Raw genomic sequence first — 16,539 nt, 5'->3', positions numbered from 1 at the left:
GCATTTACAGGAAGAGGGAATAGGTAAATGTCTAAACATGATTTTCATCGTAATTTTGCTATTATTATCGGTATTAATAATTATCAAAATAGTATTAGAAAGTTAATAACCGCAGTTCCAGATGCTCTCAAATTAGCTGAAATTATTCAAAAGCAACATGAGAATCTAAAACCGCAATATCAGGCACAAAATAAGTACGAAGTGCAATTATTGTTGAATCAACGTGCTAGTCTTAGCCAGCTAAAACAATTAATTGCCGACTTCAAACAAGGACAAATAACGCTTGAAAGAGGAAAAGTTACAGTTACAGAAAGAGATCGCCTCCTCTTCTATTTTGCTGGACATGGCATTGCTTTAGATGCGCTAGAAAATCAAGAAGGGCCTGTAGGTTATCTGATTCCTCAAGATGCTATATCCGGTGATAGCAGTACCTACTTACCAATGCAGGAATTACATGATGCTTTGAACGCACTTCCTTGTAGGCATCTGTTAGCAATTCTTGATTGCTGCTTTGCTGGAGCCTTCCGTTGGGCAAGCCTGAAGCGGGAAGTTGTACGCAAAGTGCAGATATATAAGGAACGCTACGACAGATTTATTAGCGATCGCGCTTGGCAAGTGATTACTTCTGCATCTGACGACCAAAAAGCTTTAGATTCCTTGGGATCTCGTGGGAGAGCCACAGACGGAAACGAAATTCATTCTCCCTTTGCTAAAGCTCTGTTTGATGTTCTGCTGGGCAAAGGTGGAGATTCAAATCAAGATGGGATGGTGACTGCAACTGAGCTTTACTCCTATTTGCGGGATCAAGTAGAAATCGCCTCAGAAAATTACTACCAGCGACAAACTCCTAGTTTGTGTCCACTCAGGAAACATGATAAAGGGGAATTTATCTTTTTGTTGCCTGAATTTGACCGAGATAAATTAGAAGATGCACCACCACTAAACGTAGAAAATAATCCGTATCGAGGATTATCTTCCTATGATGAAAAAGACAGTGATTTGTTTTTTGGTAGAGAAGAGCAAATTCAAAAGCTTTACCAAAAAGTAGCTGATAACAAGCAACAATTAACATTAGTATTGGGTGCTTCGGGAACGGGTAAATCTAGTTTGGTGAAAGCTGGACTTATTCCTAAACTCAGGAAAGATGACAAAACCTGGCGTATCCTGCCGCCTTTTCGACCAGGGGAGTCTCCTTTGAAGTCATTGAATAACGTACTAGAATCGGTCAAGCAGCCTTTAATCCAAGCAGGAACATCTTCCCGTTTATTCACCCCAGCCGAAGAAAGTTTGGGAAATTGGTTCAAGAATAATCCTCAAGCAAAGCTACTGGTGATTATCGATCAGTTTGAAGAATTGATAACTTTATCTAAGAGTGAAGAAGCCGAGAAATTTCAGATATTTATTAAAAATATACTTGTTAAATACGCTAACAACATCCATGTAGTTATTACCTTGCGACTCGATTTTGAAGCGCAGTTTCAAAACTCGGTACTCAACGACTTTTGGAATAATGATGCTCGGTTTGTTGTTGCACCAATGAGCCAGAATGAATTTCGCCAAGCAATTGAGAAACCTGCACTAGAAAAAGTTCTATATTTCGACCCTCCCAGCTTGGTGGATGAACTAATTAACGAAGTCGTACAAATGCCAGGGGCTTTACCTTTGCTTTCTTTCACCCTGAGCGAATTGTACTTGAAGTATTTAGGCGATCGCACCAGGGATAACCGGGCTTTAACTAAGAAAGATTACGAAGAGTTGGGAAGAGTTGTTGGTTCTTTGACTCAGCGTGCTAACCAGGAATATGAGAACTTAGTTAAAGAAAACAGTGCTTATCAAGATACAGTGCGGCGAGTAATGTTACGGATGATTTCGTTGCAAGGTGGCGAGTTAGCGCGGCGACAGGTTCCTAAATCGGAACTGGTATATTCTGCTCAGGAAGAAAACAAGCGAGTGCAAACAGTCATCAAACGTTTCTCTGAAGCTCGCTTAATCGTTGAGGGGTCTAACGCTCAAGGTGAATCTTATGTAGAACCAGCCCATGATGCTTTGGTGCAGGGGTGGGATCAGTTACTAGCTTGGAAAAAAGAAAACGAGGAAAATATAATCTTACAACGGCGACTGACACCAGATGCCGAAGAATGGAAAAGCATAAAGGCCAAGTTTCAGCCATTAGGTTTGCAAACAAAGGCTAAAACTGCGATTGATTGGTTTGATCACAGACTCTACACTATTGAAAACTCATTGACCAAAATTCCTTCTCAGTTTGCTCGACTGTGGAAGCGATCGCAAAATCAGCAAAAGCATTATGGAGAAAAACCCGTACAGTTTTTGTGGGATGCGAATCCTTATCTCGATATAGTAGCTAAAGAAATTAGTTCCGATGATAACTGGCTGAACCAGGTAGAAGCTGATTTTGTTGAAGAAAGCGTTTTACAAAAACGCCGCAATACGAGTTGGCGGTGGCGGATTGCGATCGCTGTTATGCTAGGACTAAGCGGGTTGTCTATTGCTACACTTATTGGACAGAGAAACGCCCAGATAGGGCAAATTCGCGCTTCTAGAGAATCTGCTGAAGCGAACTTTCGTGCTAATGAACATTTAAATGCTTTAGTTGATAGCCTTCGTGCAGCTAAAAATTTTAAGCAGGTATTTTGGCCAAAGCCGAGTCTTGATCTACAGAATCAAGTAGGACAAACCCTGCGAAACATTGTATATGGCGCAAAAGAGACAGATCGTTGGCCAGCCCCTCCTGGTATTATATTCAGCATATTTTTTACTAGTAATGGCCAGCTACTTGTCATCACGAATGATAATGGCAAAGTTTGCTTGTGGAACCAATATGGTGAATGTCTAGAACTAAAAGAGCAAAAAGGTTTACTTAGAGGAGGTATCAGTGTCAGTCCTGATGGGAGTAAAATCGCTACTGCAACAGAGACAGGTACAGTAAGGTTATGGGACTGGCAAGGCAACAAATCAGCCGAATTTCAAGCACATCAAGGGAATATTGAATATATTAAGTTTAGTCCAGATGGCAATACAATTGCTACTGTTGCGGACAAAGCTGTACGTTTATCGGATTTACAAGGTAACAAGATAAAAGAACAGAACCTAACACAAAGGATAATCGGGCTAGGTTTTAAATCTAGTGGTGAACTATTAGTAGCGACGTTAGAAGAAGCATTAGAAGAAGGCAACATTAGAGTATTAAATTGGTCAGGAGAAAATTTCCAAGAGGAAGCGGGATTTAAAAATACTTATAGTAGTCTAACAATAGAAGTCAGTTTTAGCCCTGATGGCAAACAAGCAATGGTTTTTCATGGAGAAGAGTCAGAAAATGCCGATTTGTGGAACTTCTCAGAGGACAGTAAACCAAACAAAAACAATAAGATTGATGGAATCCGGAGTGGCAGTTTTAGCTCTGATGGCAAGCAATTAGCTAGGACTGGAATTGATGGTAAAGTCTATTTACAAAATGCTAATGTTGGGAGTCAATTCAAATTGCCTCAAGGCATAGTTCAAATGTCCACCTTTAGTCCCGATGGCAAGCAAATAGTTACTGTTGGAGACGATAACATCATTCGCTTGTGGGATATAGAGCAGCAGCCGTTATCCAAAGCTTCATTGGATCAAAAGAATATAGAAAGTATTAGTTTTAGCAGTATTAGTTTTAGCCCTGATGGTAGGACAATTGCTACCGCAGATTCAGAAGGTGTTGTGCGCTTGTTGGACTTACAAGGCAACCCAATTAAAGAATTTACGGAACTTCCTAAAGTCACAAGTGTTAGTTTTAGCCCTGATGGTAGGACAATTGCTACCACAGGAGATGGTGGTATGGTGCGCTTGTTGGATTTGCAGGGCAACCAAAAAAACGAATTCAAAGCACATCCAGGCAAGGTCACGAGTGTCACTTGGAGGCAGGATGGTCAGGAAATAGCCACTATAGGCGATGCCGATAGCGATCCAGATAACCAAAGTCAAACATCAGACGACACTCTAGTCCGATTCTGGGATACCAAAGGAAACCCGTTAGAAAAGCAACAAAAATCCACTAATACCTTCGGAGGTGTTAGTTTTCGAGCCAATGACAAGCCACTATTACTTAGTTTTGTGAGTAACAGTGGAGATGCAGGTGCAGCTTTTAGTAATGTTAATTTATTAGACTTTTCGGGACGCTCAACTAACTTTATCCAAGGACGGCAAGCTGGAAATGTGTTTAACTTGGTCAAAATTAGCCAGGATGGCAGCTTAATCCTGACTACTTCACAGAACGAGAACACTATCAGTTTGTGGAACTTAAAGGGCGAAAAATTGATGGAATTTTCAGGAAATGGAGGTAATATCAAAAGCCTTAGCCTTAACCCTGATAACAGTATGCTGGCTGTGATTACAAAGGACGGTAATGCGGAGTTGTGGCGGTTGGGGAACTTTGATGAACTACTCTCGAAAGGTTGCGATCGCATTCGTGACTATCTCCAAAATAACCCCAATGTTAATGAAAGCGATCGCCATCTCTGTGACCATATACCACCAATTACTACAAAGCCTAAGAATTAGGTGAGTTAAAAGCGAACTGCAACCATCCTATGTCCAAGTCTAAATACGATTTTCACCGCAACCTTGCAATAATTATCGGTATTAATAACTACTCAAATGGTATCCCAGAGTTAGAAACACCCGTTGCTGACGCTGAAAAACTTGCCAAAATTCTTCAAGAGAATTATCAATATGAAGTGCAAATATTACTAAATGAAAAAGCTACATTATTACAATTAACTTCTCTACTAACAGACCTTAAACAAAAAACACTACATTTACCTGATAAAACATTACAGATAGAAGAAAGTGACCGTTTAATATTTTACTTTGCCGGACATGGAATAGTCCCCGCAGATGGGCTAGAAAACAGAGATAATCTGGCAGGCTATCTTGTTCCCCAGGATGCCAGAGGAGATATTCTTCTGCAAAAGCAAATAGAAATTAACAAAATTCTCCTGCCTATGCCAGACTTGCATAATGCCCTTGTAGAACTGCCTTGCCGTCATTTACTAGTTATACTAGATTGCTGTTTTGCTGGGGCATTTAGGTCAAGCTTGTATCGAGAAATTCTCCCGGCACGAAAAGTCTATAAACAACGGTACGATCGCTTTATTAGAGATAGAGCATGGCAAGCGATCGCATCTGCGGCTCATGACCAAAAGGCGATCGATTATCTCGGTTGTTTCGGACAAAGAGGAACTACAGAAGATAACAAACACTCACCCTTTGCTGAAGCTTTATTTGCGGGTTTGCGCGGTGCTGCGGACACAATAGGAACAGGTGATGGTATCATCACAGCTACTGAACTTTATTGCTATGTGCGCGATCAAGTTGAAGAACTCACCGACGAACTTGACAAACGCCAAACTCCCGGCTTGTTTCCCCTAAAAAAGCATGACAAAGGCGAGTATATCTTTTTACTACCCAATTTTGAGCAAAACAAGTTAGAAGATGCACCAGCACTCAACGAAGAAAACAACCCTTATCGGGGTTTAAAAAGCTATGAAGAACAGCATTCTCAGTTGTTTTTTGGCAGAGATGAACTAATCAAGCAACTATATGAACGTGTTCTTCACCCTAAAAACCCACTAACTGTAGTTTTAGGAGTTTCCGGTTCTGGCAAATCTAGTTTAGTCAAAGCTGGGTTAATCCCTTATATAAAGGCTAACCATAACGAAGATTGGTACATTATACCTACATTCCGTCCTGGTGAATCTCCCTTCGCCACACTGGCTGAGGTAATAGCAATCAATACTAAAGTTAGTGAAAGTAAAATAGAGGTAATTAAGTCTCTCAGCCAGACGCTCATACAAGCACCCAGGCAATTTATTGAAATTGTAGCCAATGGCAGACAAATTGCTACAAATGCAAAGCTTTTATTGGTGATTGACCAATTTGAAGAACTAATTACCATCTGCAAGCAACAAGAGCGAGAGCAGTTCTTAAATTTCCTAGCAGAAGTATTAGAGGCAAATGCTCAAAGGTTGCACATAATCATTACCTTGCGCTCCGACTTTGAACCACGTTTTTTAGATTCTGCACTCAAACCCTATTGGAGTGGCGATCGCTTTCCAGTACGAGCCATGAGGTCTGATGAATTACGGCAGGCCATTGAAAGACCAGCTAACGAAAAAATGTTGGATTTCGACCCGCCAAATCTAGTTGACCTGTTGATTGACGAAGTAGGGCAAATGCCAGGCTCGCTATCACTGTTATCTTTTACTTTAAGTGAACTTTATACTAAATGTATTGAGCGAGAAAGTAGAACTTTAACTCAGGTAGATTATCAGGAGTTAGGCGGAGTTGCTGGTTCCTTAACACATCGAGCAACGGAAATACATAACAAACTGGACAAAGCCCAGCAACTCACCATGCAAAGGGTGATGCTGCGGATGGTAACAATTGAAGGCGGGGAGTCAGCACGGCGACGAGTGCCTTTATCTGAATTGATATATATACATGATGTAGAAAATGAGCGAGTAGAGGAAATTTGTCAACGCCTAGACAAAGCGCGTTTAATTGTAGGTGGACAAGAACCTGGGGGTGAACCCTATGTAGAACCAGCCCATGATGCTTTGGTGAAAGGATGGGCGAGGTTAAAGGAATGGATCGATAACGAATTAGATGAATTCGTACTAAGGCAGCGTTTGACTGCTGCTACCAATGATTGGATAAAAAATCCTCAAGATAGCAGTCTTCTATTACCTAATGGCGATCGTCTCAACCAGCTTGAAAAAATTCTTAGATCGGAGAAAAGCTGGTTTAACCAGCAAGAGGCAGAGTTTGTTGAACGGAGTATCCAGCAAAAAAGAGAGCAAGAAAGACAAAATTTAGAAAAAGATATAGAACTTAAAATTAAAGAATCCCAAAGACTCTTTACTGCAAATGATAGGCTTGATGCAATAGATAACATGATCGAAGCAGGGCATCTCCTGCAAAAAAATAATCTAAGAATCGCTAAGGATAAAGAACTTTATTTTATGATCATATTTAACTATTTTTTGAGCGAAACAAGGGAAATTAATAGCATTAATATAAGAGATAAAGTTAATAACTTTAGTTGCAATAAAGAGGCTCAAGTCATTGCTACAGTATCTGGTGAAACAAATAAAACAATTAGTTTATATAATTTGCAGGAAAAGCGAATAGATTCAAAAGAAAATAAAGAGCAAATTTTTGATTTGGCTTTTAGTGCAGATGGCAAAACTCTTGTTGCTGGTGGAGAAGGGGGATTAGTTAAGTTCTACAACAATGATTTTAATACATGGCATTCTCTTGATAACGTTCTAGATAATGTTAAAAAACATATGGGCATAGTTGAGAGCGTAACTTTTAGTTTAGATAACAATATTTTAGTTTCTGCTGGCAGTGATAAAAAAATAATCTTTTGGGTGGGTAAAAGCTTTGCACCAACGATATTAATTGAACATAACTATCCTGTGAAACAGGTGGTTTTCAACCCAAAAGATAACATAATTGCTTTTACTCAGTATTCTTTAGATAATAAGGTGCCAAAAGATATAATAAATATTATAGAATATCAAATTTCTTCTGAAGGAATTTATCAAATTTACCCAGGAAATATCCAATCTTTAAATAGTCGCAAAGGCGGGTATTTTGGTTTGAAACGACTACTTTCCGGGAAGTACTCAGATAATAAATACCCACCAATTTATACAGGTCTAGTTGAAGGTATTACAGCAATTGACTTTAGCCCTGATGGTAAATTTCTAGTGGTAGGCGGCTGGAAAGGAGAACTTCAAATTTGGTCTATCAGTAAAGACAAAAAACATAAAATGTTAAAGGTTGGACAAGATGAAGAAGCTATAAGCTATGTCGCCTTCAGCCCCAATGGTAAGATTGTGGCATCATCTCATACTAATGGACTTATTAATCTTTGGGATACTTCAATGATTACCAGTGATTCTTATTTTGAACTACAAAAAATACAGAGTTTAGCAGGCCATAAAAAAGCCATTACTAAGATTTGCTTTACTTTAAATTTAAAGAACCCTCAATTGCTTTCTAGTAGCCATGATGGATCAGTTAAGATTTGGTCTTTGAGAGACATATTTGAGCCATATATGGGAAAAACTATTCGGAAAATTAGTTTTAGTGCGAATAATCAAATAATCACCACGGTAGATGAAATTGGAAATATGAGGTTTTGGAAATCTAACGGAGAAGCACTAAATATCCCTTTTGATAATAAGAGCGAAATTTGCAATACTCAATTGAGCAGATGTAATGAAATTGTTATGAATGTAACAAGTGTTGGTGAAGTTATGGTCAATTGGTACAACTTAAATGAAACAATAGTGGGTGCTTCCATTCAAAAACCGATAGACAGACCATTAACGCTCAATTTTAGTCCTAATGGAAATAGTTTTATAATAGCCAACGAAAATAATACCATAGGTCTTTGGGAAATAAATGTAGATACTAGAAATGTATCATTATTAGACATATTAAAAGAAGAACCACAAAAAATTAAAGCAATTACCTTTAATTCCACTGGTAGGTTTTTTGTTTTAGGTCGTAATGATGCTAATGGAGAAGTGAATCTTTGCAAAATAGAAGCTAATCAAGGCGTACAAGAAATCTCTAAAATCTCTAACGTAGGAGGTAGTATTGTCTGTTTGAGTTTAAACGATGATGCTGAAATGATTGGTGTGGTTATAAATTCAAAGACAGAGGGATATAAAATTAAACTTTACTGTCGTCTTAATGATAGCCTTATTGAGCGTTGGTGTTCAGTACCTACAAATAAAATTACTGCTTTAAAATTTTATGATGAAAGTAAAATAGTTGTTTCAATTGATGAAGCAGGTTGCATAGATATCTGGAACATAGAGCTTACAAAAGAGTTGTGCTTTGAAAAAACAGCCCTAAAGCAACAAGAACCAAAGTTTAAACACACGCTTAAAAAAAATGTGGAGGCTGCTACTTTCAGTTCAAATGGAGAAGAAATTGCTATAGCAATACGTTTAAATATGAGAGACGATAGCTACAGAATAATACAGACTTTAACTTTAAATCTAGACAACTTGGTCAAAGCTGCTATGGATCGGAAGGATTGCACAAGGGTTTGATTTTCTTTGTTTTTGGTATTTACCCTATGGCTTAAGCATTTTTCAGAAAATGCTGACACTCAGGGTCGTTAAGGTGTCTCGGCCTTGTGAAAAGTTGAGAACTGGGGTTTATAGTATCTTGTGAGTGCTTCGAGCCTTTCTTTCGTGATCATTGTGACAGGTTAGTTTCTCACTCATCAACTTTATAAACCTTTATAAACCCCAATCTCATAGTAATTAGATTTTGGTGGGGCTAATAGACTTCGGCGTGCGTGGTGTCCAGAGGACTGATCTCGTAATCGGTGGCCGGACAAATCTTACCCTTCAACAAATTCGTTCCAACGATTGGTATCGAGGTAGCAATATTGATCAATGTATTTCCAATATTGCCTAAGACTGTGGGCTGAGGAGTTACATTCTGCTTCGATGCCACCTCCGCCGATTTTTTTAGCCATTTGGCAATTTGAAGACTGTCCTTTTCCGCTATGCTAATCCCGCACACATCTCTAAGGAATTTCTGTATTTCTTCTTCATTATGTGTTAGCACATATTCCTTGAATTCTAGCACTTTTGCAGATCGTACTTCCTGCGGGTCAGAGTTTTTTGGCCCGTATGAGAATAAGTTATCAATTACAGCATCAACATTTTGGTTTGCTTTATTTCTAATCTGTGTTTCTACAGCATTAAGGAAGACGGGATTTTTAAACTCTGGGATGTCGCTATGTACCTTCGTCCCGTGATCAATCATATTTCTTGTAAGTGTCGCAAACTCTTGCTCATTACCATGAACTATATCTTTAAATGGTGATTTTCTCACAGCCAATCCTACTTCTTGGACAAGGGTTTCACCAAAATTAGATGTTATGGAACCAAAAATGTTGATACGAGGAAGCCCTGCTGCCACCTGTATGGTACGGGGTACTTGTTCTGACTGTAACCATGATACTTGAGTGCTACGTGCAGGTTGATGGGGAATTTTACAGGGTAATGGATGTGTATTGCCGTTGTGGGCAGATGTGTAGAACCTTCTGTTACCATCAAACGCTGGGGTAAGGTTAGTCGGTTCTTGCAGATTGACGCTGGCTTGCCACCCTCCGCTATAGTCATCAGACATTTGTCGCTTACTACAGGCAGGAAGATAGGCATATCGAGTATATGCCTCTGTTTCCCCTACTTTATGGAGAAATATCAACACCTCTGATCGTGTATCGTTGATAAGTGTCAGCGTGCCGTCCGTACGTGAGTCGCTTACTGTTCGTTGTGCCGCTTGTGCCGATGTCCCGACAATTATTCCAGCTGTAATACAACCCATAGCGATCACAGTAGGCTTCACTGCTTTAAGTGCTTGGAGCTTTGTACTACTAAAAGTGATGAGCTTAAAGGATAAATTTAATTTTTTGTATTGAATAGCAACTTGAGTATCAGTTAAGACTTTCATAAGAACTACAACCTTATAAGGTACAAAAGAAGACCAAAATTATCTAACGCAATCTTCAATAGAATTGCGCTTAGATATTTGAAAACTAGAAAAACTTAATACATTTATTAGTAGCGTTGCATAAATGTATAATGAATCGGCACTTGAAAGAATTAATCATCCGTTTCAAATTGGGCGAAATCATCCGATAATTCAGAAACGCTTTATTTAGTTTTCATAGTTATTGTCAAGTCATAATGAGTTGTCAAACAAAGGCAATGCAAATTACCTTACTAATTGGAGCCATATTGCAAACTTATAGCGAGAGAATAGTTAACCACAACAAAACCTCTGCAATTTCATAGCAGAAAGACTATGGTTAAACAAAACAAACTTTTCAATGCCACTTAATCTAGCACTGTAACCATACTAAATATGTTTAGCTTTGTGAGCTTTACTCGTACAAATCTTCAGAACAGCATTGAATAGTATATTAGCAGGATCAGTAGATTTACGATAGTAGGTTATCTAAAGAAAATCAAAAATTTTTCCTAAAAAAGACATCTTTTCTTAAAAAAGTTAATTTTAGGTTCAAGGGCAACTTCTAGCTTATTTTTACTTCTGAAAGAGAGAAATATATGTTTAAAGTTTTTATTTTATAAGTATTTTCAACTGCTTACAAGTATCACATTCTTCTTCCAGCAAAATCCAACATATGCAATGATTAGCAGTTCCCATAAGGTTTATACGAATTATTCAGTTGCCCCTACAGTATCAGCACATTCAGCAGCACCGCTATCTGCCACGCCAGCAGTTCATTCACTTCAGTAACTGATCTGTGCCATAGTTCATTCGTAGACAGATCGATGCAACCCACTGCAAACATTAGCCCGCTTGCGATCGCCACCTGTAAAACCAACTTCAGTTGCAAAACGGCTTGGTGCTTCAGAGTGTGGGCATTAGGTGTGCCTGCGATCACTGTTTGCAGAACTTTGGGTCTTGTTGTTTGACCCTGTATACCTAATTAGAGCATTACTAAACTTTGCAGATATTTATCAGAAAATTGAGGAATTCAGCCATACTTGCGATTGCTTTTAAACAAACTTGAGGCTCTTTCAAAACTAACTTTCTTGGGTATGGCAAACGAGCAACCACTACTCTAGCCATCGCTTACCTACATTGACGTAAACTATGGTAGACATTTAAAATGAGATTGTCAACCGTGGTAGGCAGTAAGGAAATCCAAATAATGGCCGTAGATATTGACGATGTGGCTTACGTCCGGTGGAATTCCGAAAAAATTGCCACAGTCAAAGCTGCAATGCAACAACATAATAATATGTCTGTAAGAGAGTTAGCGCAAGCTTTACAGACAATGAATATTTCCTGTAGTCATCAAAATCTTAGTAAGCTTTTAAACGGTAAATACTCAATTATTTCTTTAGAAATAGCTCGTGGTATTAGTGAAACTTTATCTATACCCGTCAAAGAACTAGTAAAAATTTATGCTTTTTCTGTCTACAATGGTTGACCGTGGCAACCAAGGTAGACTAATATATTAATTGTGAAGCAAGAGAAGAATTACTAATAACGGAAAAACGCTCAATCCTGAAAATTTCGACAACAAAAGTGGCTGCTTAAACTCTCTCTTCACAATTTACGCTTCTAGCCACTGGCTTTGAGCAAGAAATATAAAGCTACGCTTAATCTGATTGAGAACGTTGTGCTAAACCACAACATTTATCTAAACACAAACACAAAAGCAAAAGACGACCGCCCTAGTCTCGCAAACTCAGAGATCGCCTTTTGTTCCACATATTCATGGAGATTCCCATCATGCCACATACAACCCCCGCCCAGCAACCGCCCGTCCGTTGCGCTCTACCGCACCTCAAAAGAATTGCTGCCCCCGACGAACAAGCGATTGCTCAAGAAGAACTGAACGGGTATGTTGCGGAGCCAGCTGAAGAGATTGCACCGGAAGAATTGAGAGTAGTTGATATATCTTTCTTCGACAAAGAATATTACGCAGGCGACAAGCTGATTGCCACCGTAACCCACGATGACGACGATTTTGTGACTCAACGATGGGTAGTCATGGTGAACAACGCAGAAGAATTTCGTGCAGCTACCCCAATGATGTGCGATCGCTACATTCGCATACATTACAAAGACGGCTCATTACCAGTGCAAGAACAGACCGTCACAGACAAACCCTGCACCACTGGCAATGAAATTATGGTACAGATTGCCACTGAATGCGACAAATATGGTTTGGAACTGCTTGATGATGGCGTTTATAAGGATGACAAGAAATTAGGCGAAGTCGGGTTTACAGACGGTCATTGGTGGTTCATCCGGGCTGTTTCAGAAGGGCAGAAGGTAGCGTGTGATTCGGTGGATGAAGCCATGCAAATGCTGTTGGTGGCTGAAGTTTTGGATTGGGATGAATTGTTAAACAGACCATTTGACCAACTCAGTCAACAGGAATGGCGGCTTTTGATGGAATTTGAGCCAGTGCGGGAATTAGTTGCGGCGTAAGCAAAAAGTCAATTCAAAATGCAAAATTCAAAATTCAAAATTAATTTTGCACTTTGAATTTTGAATTTTGAATTCAAGAATCCCTTCAACCATCAACAAATCTATGCAACCCACCATCAGCATTCCAACCGGCTGGGAATACCCCAGATTCACCTTCGGTCAACGGACTCAGCAGGGCATAGTCATCGGTTTAGAGTACAAACCTGCTGGAACACAATTAGCCCATGAATACGGTAATTCTTGGCGGTATACAGTACTGCCCGACAAACATTCAGATGAAGTCCGCCATTACTCTGAAGACCAAATTCAAACGCTTTCTGTCGCAGAGATACAACAGCAATTGCAAGCAGAAATTGAAGAACATCAACAGCAAATCAAAGCAATTCAAGAGCAACTGGCAGCAATCGGAGGTTCTGAGGATGCCTAAAGTTTTCGATCCTTACGTTGAAAGAACTGCTGCTAGATTATTGCGATCGCTGCGTGGTTCTGGTGGTTCTATACCTCTACATCGTGTTCAGTTTTCACAAGCGATTATTCAGTATTTGTTGGACAAGAAACAGGCACAAATCAAGAATACCGGACATGGATTTGTACTGTCAGTTATTAAGCAGTTTTAGTTTCAGATAGAAGGAGCAAAATCAATGGATTTACCAGATTTATTGCTATTAGTTGAATCTGCCAAATATCTGATATCTCAGATTGAACTACATCCCGATTACCAAGCACTTGATTATCAGCCAGACTTAACTATAGGTGATGCTCAAACAGCACTTTCATATTTGAAATGCGAACTAGAAACCAATCAACAGCCTTCAGTTGTATTCGAGAGTGTTGATTAGGAAATAGCAATCGCTTGAATGAGTGCTTATGTTGGGGCGATTGCTAATCAAATTTTAGAGAGTTATTTATGACTGAAAAAATCACAGATTTAGAAAGATGCTGGTATTTATCCCCATCTTGGGGGTTCAAAATCTATCACATAGAAGCCAAATTATTTGAGCGCGTTTACCTGAAGACTAACAGAAAGTTTGGTCACTGCTGCGGAGTGAAATGGTTGTATGACAACTGGATTTATTCAATTGATACTGGCTCAGAAGTCCTACACGCCACCAAGCACCAAATCATTGCAACAGGGCGGCAAATTAACACCAACTTCCAGCCTGAATTTGCGTTAGGGGATAGAGTTCTGCTCCGTTCACTCGGATATGGGAAGAAACAGCGTTTGGTGTTGGGGATTCAGCTTGTAGATGGTGCTTGGTTTTATTTGATTGAATTTTCATCCCCTAGTCTTGACCATACCAACAATAAACCAAATCGTTTTTACTTAATTGCTGAAAAGGATTTGGTTAAGGTCAATGTTTAATAAAGCGATTGCTAGTGCAACCGCTACACAAAAACACTCCTTATCTTGAGGATAACAAACATGATAGTCACAGTTCAAATAACTCAACAAGTATTCACGGAGACTCTCGTTAATCTTCCAGACGGATTAACACAAGCAGCAATAAAACAACAGGTTTTTAACTTATATAACAGTGGGCAATTGGCACTTGTGATGGATAACTTTCACGTTGTTTTTGAAGAAATAAACGCCCAAATTTTGACTGCTGAAACTAGTGAATTGTCACAGGTCTAAATGAAAGCGATCTCTTGCCAAAGAGTGCTAGTGATCGCCTGATGGCATTCAATTAATAGGGTAACAGTCTTCTATTACACAGCTTCAGTCATGCCATCGCAATCATACCGAAAAAACAACCACACCTAACATTCTTCAACTGCAAATTGATATGACTCACACACAAATCGAAATTGCCCAAATCATTGAGCAGATTAAACAAGAGATTTCTGTTGACTCAACTGGCAGAGGTAAGGCCAGTATTCGCGCCACAGCAAGATTAGCTGGAGTTGATGCAACTGGATTAGCCAGAAGTCTCAAAACAGCCGTGGACAATTCCGGCTCTAAATTAGTTGAAAAGCTTATCCGTAAAGGATTTGAAGGCGTAGATGTTTTAACTTGGTCGCAGTCTGGTATCCCTGATGTCGCTGTTGCCACAATACTACATTATTACGGTTACGAAGCCGGGAAAAGATGTAGCCAACAAGCAAGACTCGCCTGTGAAGCGTTTGAAAGTGTGGGCGTTCGTGCCTGGATGCAAGATATCACAGGCTGGACAAAACCTGCACCTTCCCATGAAACCACCATGACCCAAATCCAGTTACTCGCTGCGATCGCCCAACAGATGGCAGAACAAGAACAACGTTTAATTCAACAGCAACAACAGCAAGCCGAAATTTTAGAAAGGCTCAAAGCCGTCGAAGTTGAGCAAGACAGAGTAAATACTCCCTCCGGTCACAAGTACAGTATCGTTGGTTTCGCTAATCTCCAAGGATTAGAAATCTCAGCCAAAGAAGCGAGTGCAAAGGGAAAGAAGGCCAGTGCTTTGTGCCGTAAACAAAACATCGAAATTGAACGCATTCATGACCCCAGGTTTGGCAGAGTTGGCTTGTATCCCGAAAGTGTGTTGATTGAGGTTTTCTCTAGTGGTCAAAACTAGTACGTTACCCAACAGCAGCACTAAGGCAGGCTGGGGCTTTCTCTAATAAGAAGACGATGCGGCTGGTCAAAAAGTAAAAAGCAACCGTACACAAAAGCGCCACGATTGCAGGAGGAAAATAGGTTGTTTATTTATACACAATTGCTCACAAAATTCCGCATTCTTTTCAAAACTTAAAACAACTCTTTGAACACAAGGTTGCAAGCACCCAAACTCTTTGATTCATCAGGAGAATTTCAAATGCTCAGTATTCCAGAAATCATTAGCCAGTTTGAAAAAGTAAAGAGCGATCTCACTCCTTCGTAAAGTGAAATCGCCGTCCGATTGTCTCAGTGATGAATGTTAATTCTATTGTATCAGTTTTCGCTTTTATCTCCTGAAATTTACCACCCAAATTCTCCGCAACATAACCCACTACATCAATTCAATTCAATCCAAATATGCAACAACTCAATTTATTTCCCGAATCCACCCCAACCCTACCAGTCACCTATTACCCAGAATTTCTAACCACTCAAGAAGCCAATCAACTCTATCAACACTGTTTGGGTCTGCAATGGCAGCAAAATCAGATCAGAATGCTGGGAAAAACTACAAATGTTCCTCGCTTGGAATGTCTGTACGGTGACAAAGGCTGTAACTACTACTATTCCAAGAGTGTACTGCTCCGTCCTTTACCCTGGACAGAAAAGCTTGCCGAATTGAGAGACAGAATCATCGCATTCACTGGCTACAGCTTTCGTATAGTCATCGGAAATCAGTACCGGACAGGCTCGGACTCTATCGCATGGCATTCGGACAATGACTCATCTATGGGACTTGACCCCGCGATCGCATCAATCAGTTTGGGTGCTGTTCGCAAGTTTCAGATCAAGCCCATCGGTGGCCGTCCTACTGACTTCTGGTTGGAACACGGTAG

Annotated in this window: 12 protein-coding genes; 11 read left to right on the top strand and 1 reads right to left on the bottom strand. The window is 39.8% G+C overall.

Annotated features, from left to right (window positions below; genetic code table 11):
- Nucleotides 1–27: 27 nt before the first annotated feature.
- Both H6G77_RS33045 and H6G77_RS33040 read left to right on the top strand, forming a co-directional pair.
- The gene (locus tag H6G77_RS33045; protein WP_190873832.1) at nt 28–4,554 is read left to right on the top strand and encodes a caspase family protein; all 4,527 of its coding nucleotides are present in this window, start codon (nt 28–30) and stop codon (nt 4,552–4,554) included.
- 29 nt (nt 4,555–4,583) lie between these two features.
- On the top strand, nt 4,584–9,128 hold the full coding sequence (locus tag H6G77_RS33040; RefSeq protein WP_190873831.1) for a caspase family protein: 4,545 nt from the start codon (nt 4,584–4,586) through the stop codon (nt 9,126–9,128).
- A gap of 232 nt (nt 9,129–9,360) precedes the next feature.
- Here the strand turns inward: H6G77_RS33040 and H6G77_RS33035 are convergent, their stop codons facing one another.
- A complete protein-coding gene (locus H6G77_RS33035) occupies nt 9,361–10,545 on the bottom strand; it encodes a hypothetical protein (protein ID WP_190873830.1) in 1,185 nt (394 codons plus the stop codon).
- 1,228 nt (nt 10,546–11,773) lie between these two features.
- Between H6G77_RS33035 and H6G77_RS33030 the strand changes: the two genes are divergently transcribed.
- From H6G77_RS33030 to H6G77_RS32990, 9 genes are all read left to right on the top strand, one after another.
- A complete protein-coding gene (locus H6G77_RS33030) occupies nt 11,774–12,055 on the top strand; it encodes a helix-turn-helix transcriptional regulator (RefSeq protein WP_190873829.1) in 282 nt (93 codons plus the stop codon).
- Between the two features lie 305 nt (nt 12,056–12,360).
- Entirely contained in the window at nt 12,361–13,065 is a 705-nt protein-coding gene (locus H6G77_RS33025; protein ID WP_242049389.1) for a hypothetical protein, read from the top strand.
- A 103-nt stretch (nt 13,066–13,168) separates the two neighbouring features.
- Complete coding sequence (locus tag H6G77_RS33020; protein WP_190873827.1) at nt 13,169–13,492, top strand: hypothetical protein; 324 nt, start codon at nt 13,169–13,171, stop codon at nt 13,490–13,492.
- Nucleotides 13,485–13,682, top strand: coding sequence for a hypothetical protein (locus H6G77_RS33015; RefSeq protein ID WP_190873826.1), 198 nt, complete (start codon nt 13,485–13,487; stop codon nt 13,680–13,682). The genes H6G77_RS33020 and H6G77_RS33015 overlap by 8 nt, the downstream gene beginning before the upstream one ends.
- Nucleotides 13,683–13,706: 24 nt before the next feature.
- The gene (locus tag H6G77_RS33010; RefSeq protein WP_190873825.1) at nt 13,707–13,904 is read left to right on the top strand and encodes a hypothetical protein; all 198 of its coding nucleotides are present in this window, start codon (nt 13,707–13,709) and stop codon (nt 13,902–13,904) included.
- A gap of 68 nt (nt 13,905–13,972) precedes the next feature.
- A complete protein-coding gene (locus H6G77_RS33005; RefSeq protein ID WP_190873824.1) occupies nt 13,973–14,428 on the top strand; it encodes a DUF1392 family protein in 456 nt (151 codons plus the stop codon).
- Between the two features lie 60 nt (nt 14,429–14,488).
- The gene (locus H6G77_RS33000) at nt 14,489–14,701 is read left to right on the top strand and encodes a hypothetical protein (protein ID WP_190873823.1); all 213 of its coding nucleotides are present in this window, start codon (nt 14,489–14,491) and stop codon (nt 14,699–14,701) included.
- Between the two features lie 151 nt (nt 14,702–14,852).
- The gene (locus H6G77_RS32995; protein ID WP_190873822.1) at nt 14,853–15,620 is read left to right on the top strand and encodes a hypothetical protein; all 768 of its coding nucleotides are present in this window, start codon (nt 14,853–14,855) and stop codon (nt 15,618–15,620) included.
- Nucleotides 15,621–16,060: 440 nt separating this feature from the next.
- A partial coding sequence (locus H6G77_RS32990) for an alpha-ketoglutarate-dependent dioxygenase AlkB (protein ID WP_190873821.1) occupies nt 16,061–16,539 on the top strand: 479 nt, incomplete at its 3' end.

Source organism: Aulosira sp. FACHB-615 (assembly GCF_014698045.1).
GTDB lineage: Bacteria > Cyanobacteriota > Cyanobacteriia > Cyanobacteriales > Nostocaceae > Nostoc_B.
Note: the sequence above shows the minus strand (reverse complement) of the source record. Positions and strands in the feature narration are given on the sequence as shown.

What these genes read in the sequence shown, in the direction of transcription:
- H6G77_RS33040 (WP_190873831.1), top strand. Translation starts at nt 4,584, where the DNA reads ATGTCCAAGTCTAAATACGATTTTCACCGCAACCTTGCAATAATTATC.
- H6G77_RS33020 (WP_190873827.1), top strand. Translation starts at nt 13,169, where the DNA reads ATGCAACCCACCATCAGCATTCCAACCGGCTGGGAATACCCCAGATTC.
- H6G77_RS32995 (WP_190873822.1), top strand. Translation starts at nt 14,853, where the DNA reads ATGACTCACACACAAATCGAAATTGCCCAAATCATTGAGCAGATTAAA.
- H6G77_RS33045 (WP_190873832.1), top strand. Translation starts at nt 28, where the DNA reads ATGTCTAAACATGATTTTCATCGTAATTTTGCTATTATTATCGGTATT.
- H6G77_RS33010 (WP_190873825.1), top strand. Translation starts at nt 13,707, where the DNA reads ATGGATTTACCAGATTTATTGCTATTAGTTGAATCTGCCAAATATCTG.
- H6G77_RS33005 (WP_190873824.1), top strand. Translation starts at nt 13,973, where the DNA reads ATGACTGAAAAAATCACAGATTTAGAAAGATGCTGGTATTTATCCCCA.
- H6G77_RS33030 (WP_190873829.1), top strand. Translation starts at nt 11,774, where the DNA reads ATGGCCGTAGATATTGACGATGTGGCTTACGTCCGGTGGAATTCCGAA.
- H6G77_RS33025 (WP_242049389.1), top strand. Translation starts at nt 12,361, where the DNA reads ATGCCACATACAACCCCCGCCCAGCAACCGCCCGTCCGTTGCGCTCTA.
- H6G77_RS33015 (WP_190873826.1), top strand. Translation starts at nt 13,485, where the DNA reads ATGCCTAAAGTTTTCGATCCTTACGTTGAAAGAACTGCTGCTAGATTA.
- H6G77_RS33035 (WP_190873830.1), bottom strand. Translation starts at nt 10,545, where the DNA reads ATGAAAGTCTTAACTGATACTCAAGTTGCTATTCAATACAAAAAATTA.
- H6G77_RS33000 (WP_190873823.1), top strand. Translation starts at nt 14,489, where the DNA reads ATGATAGTCACAGTTCAAATAACTCAACAAGTATTCACGGAGACTCTC.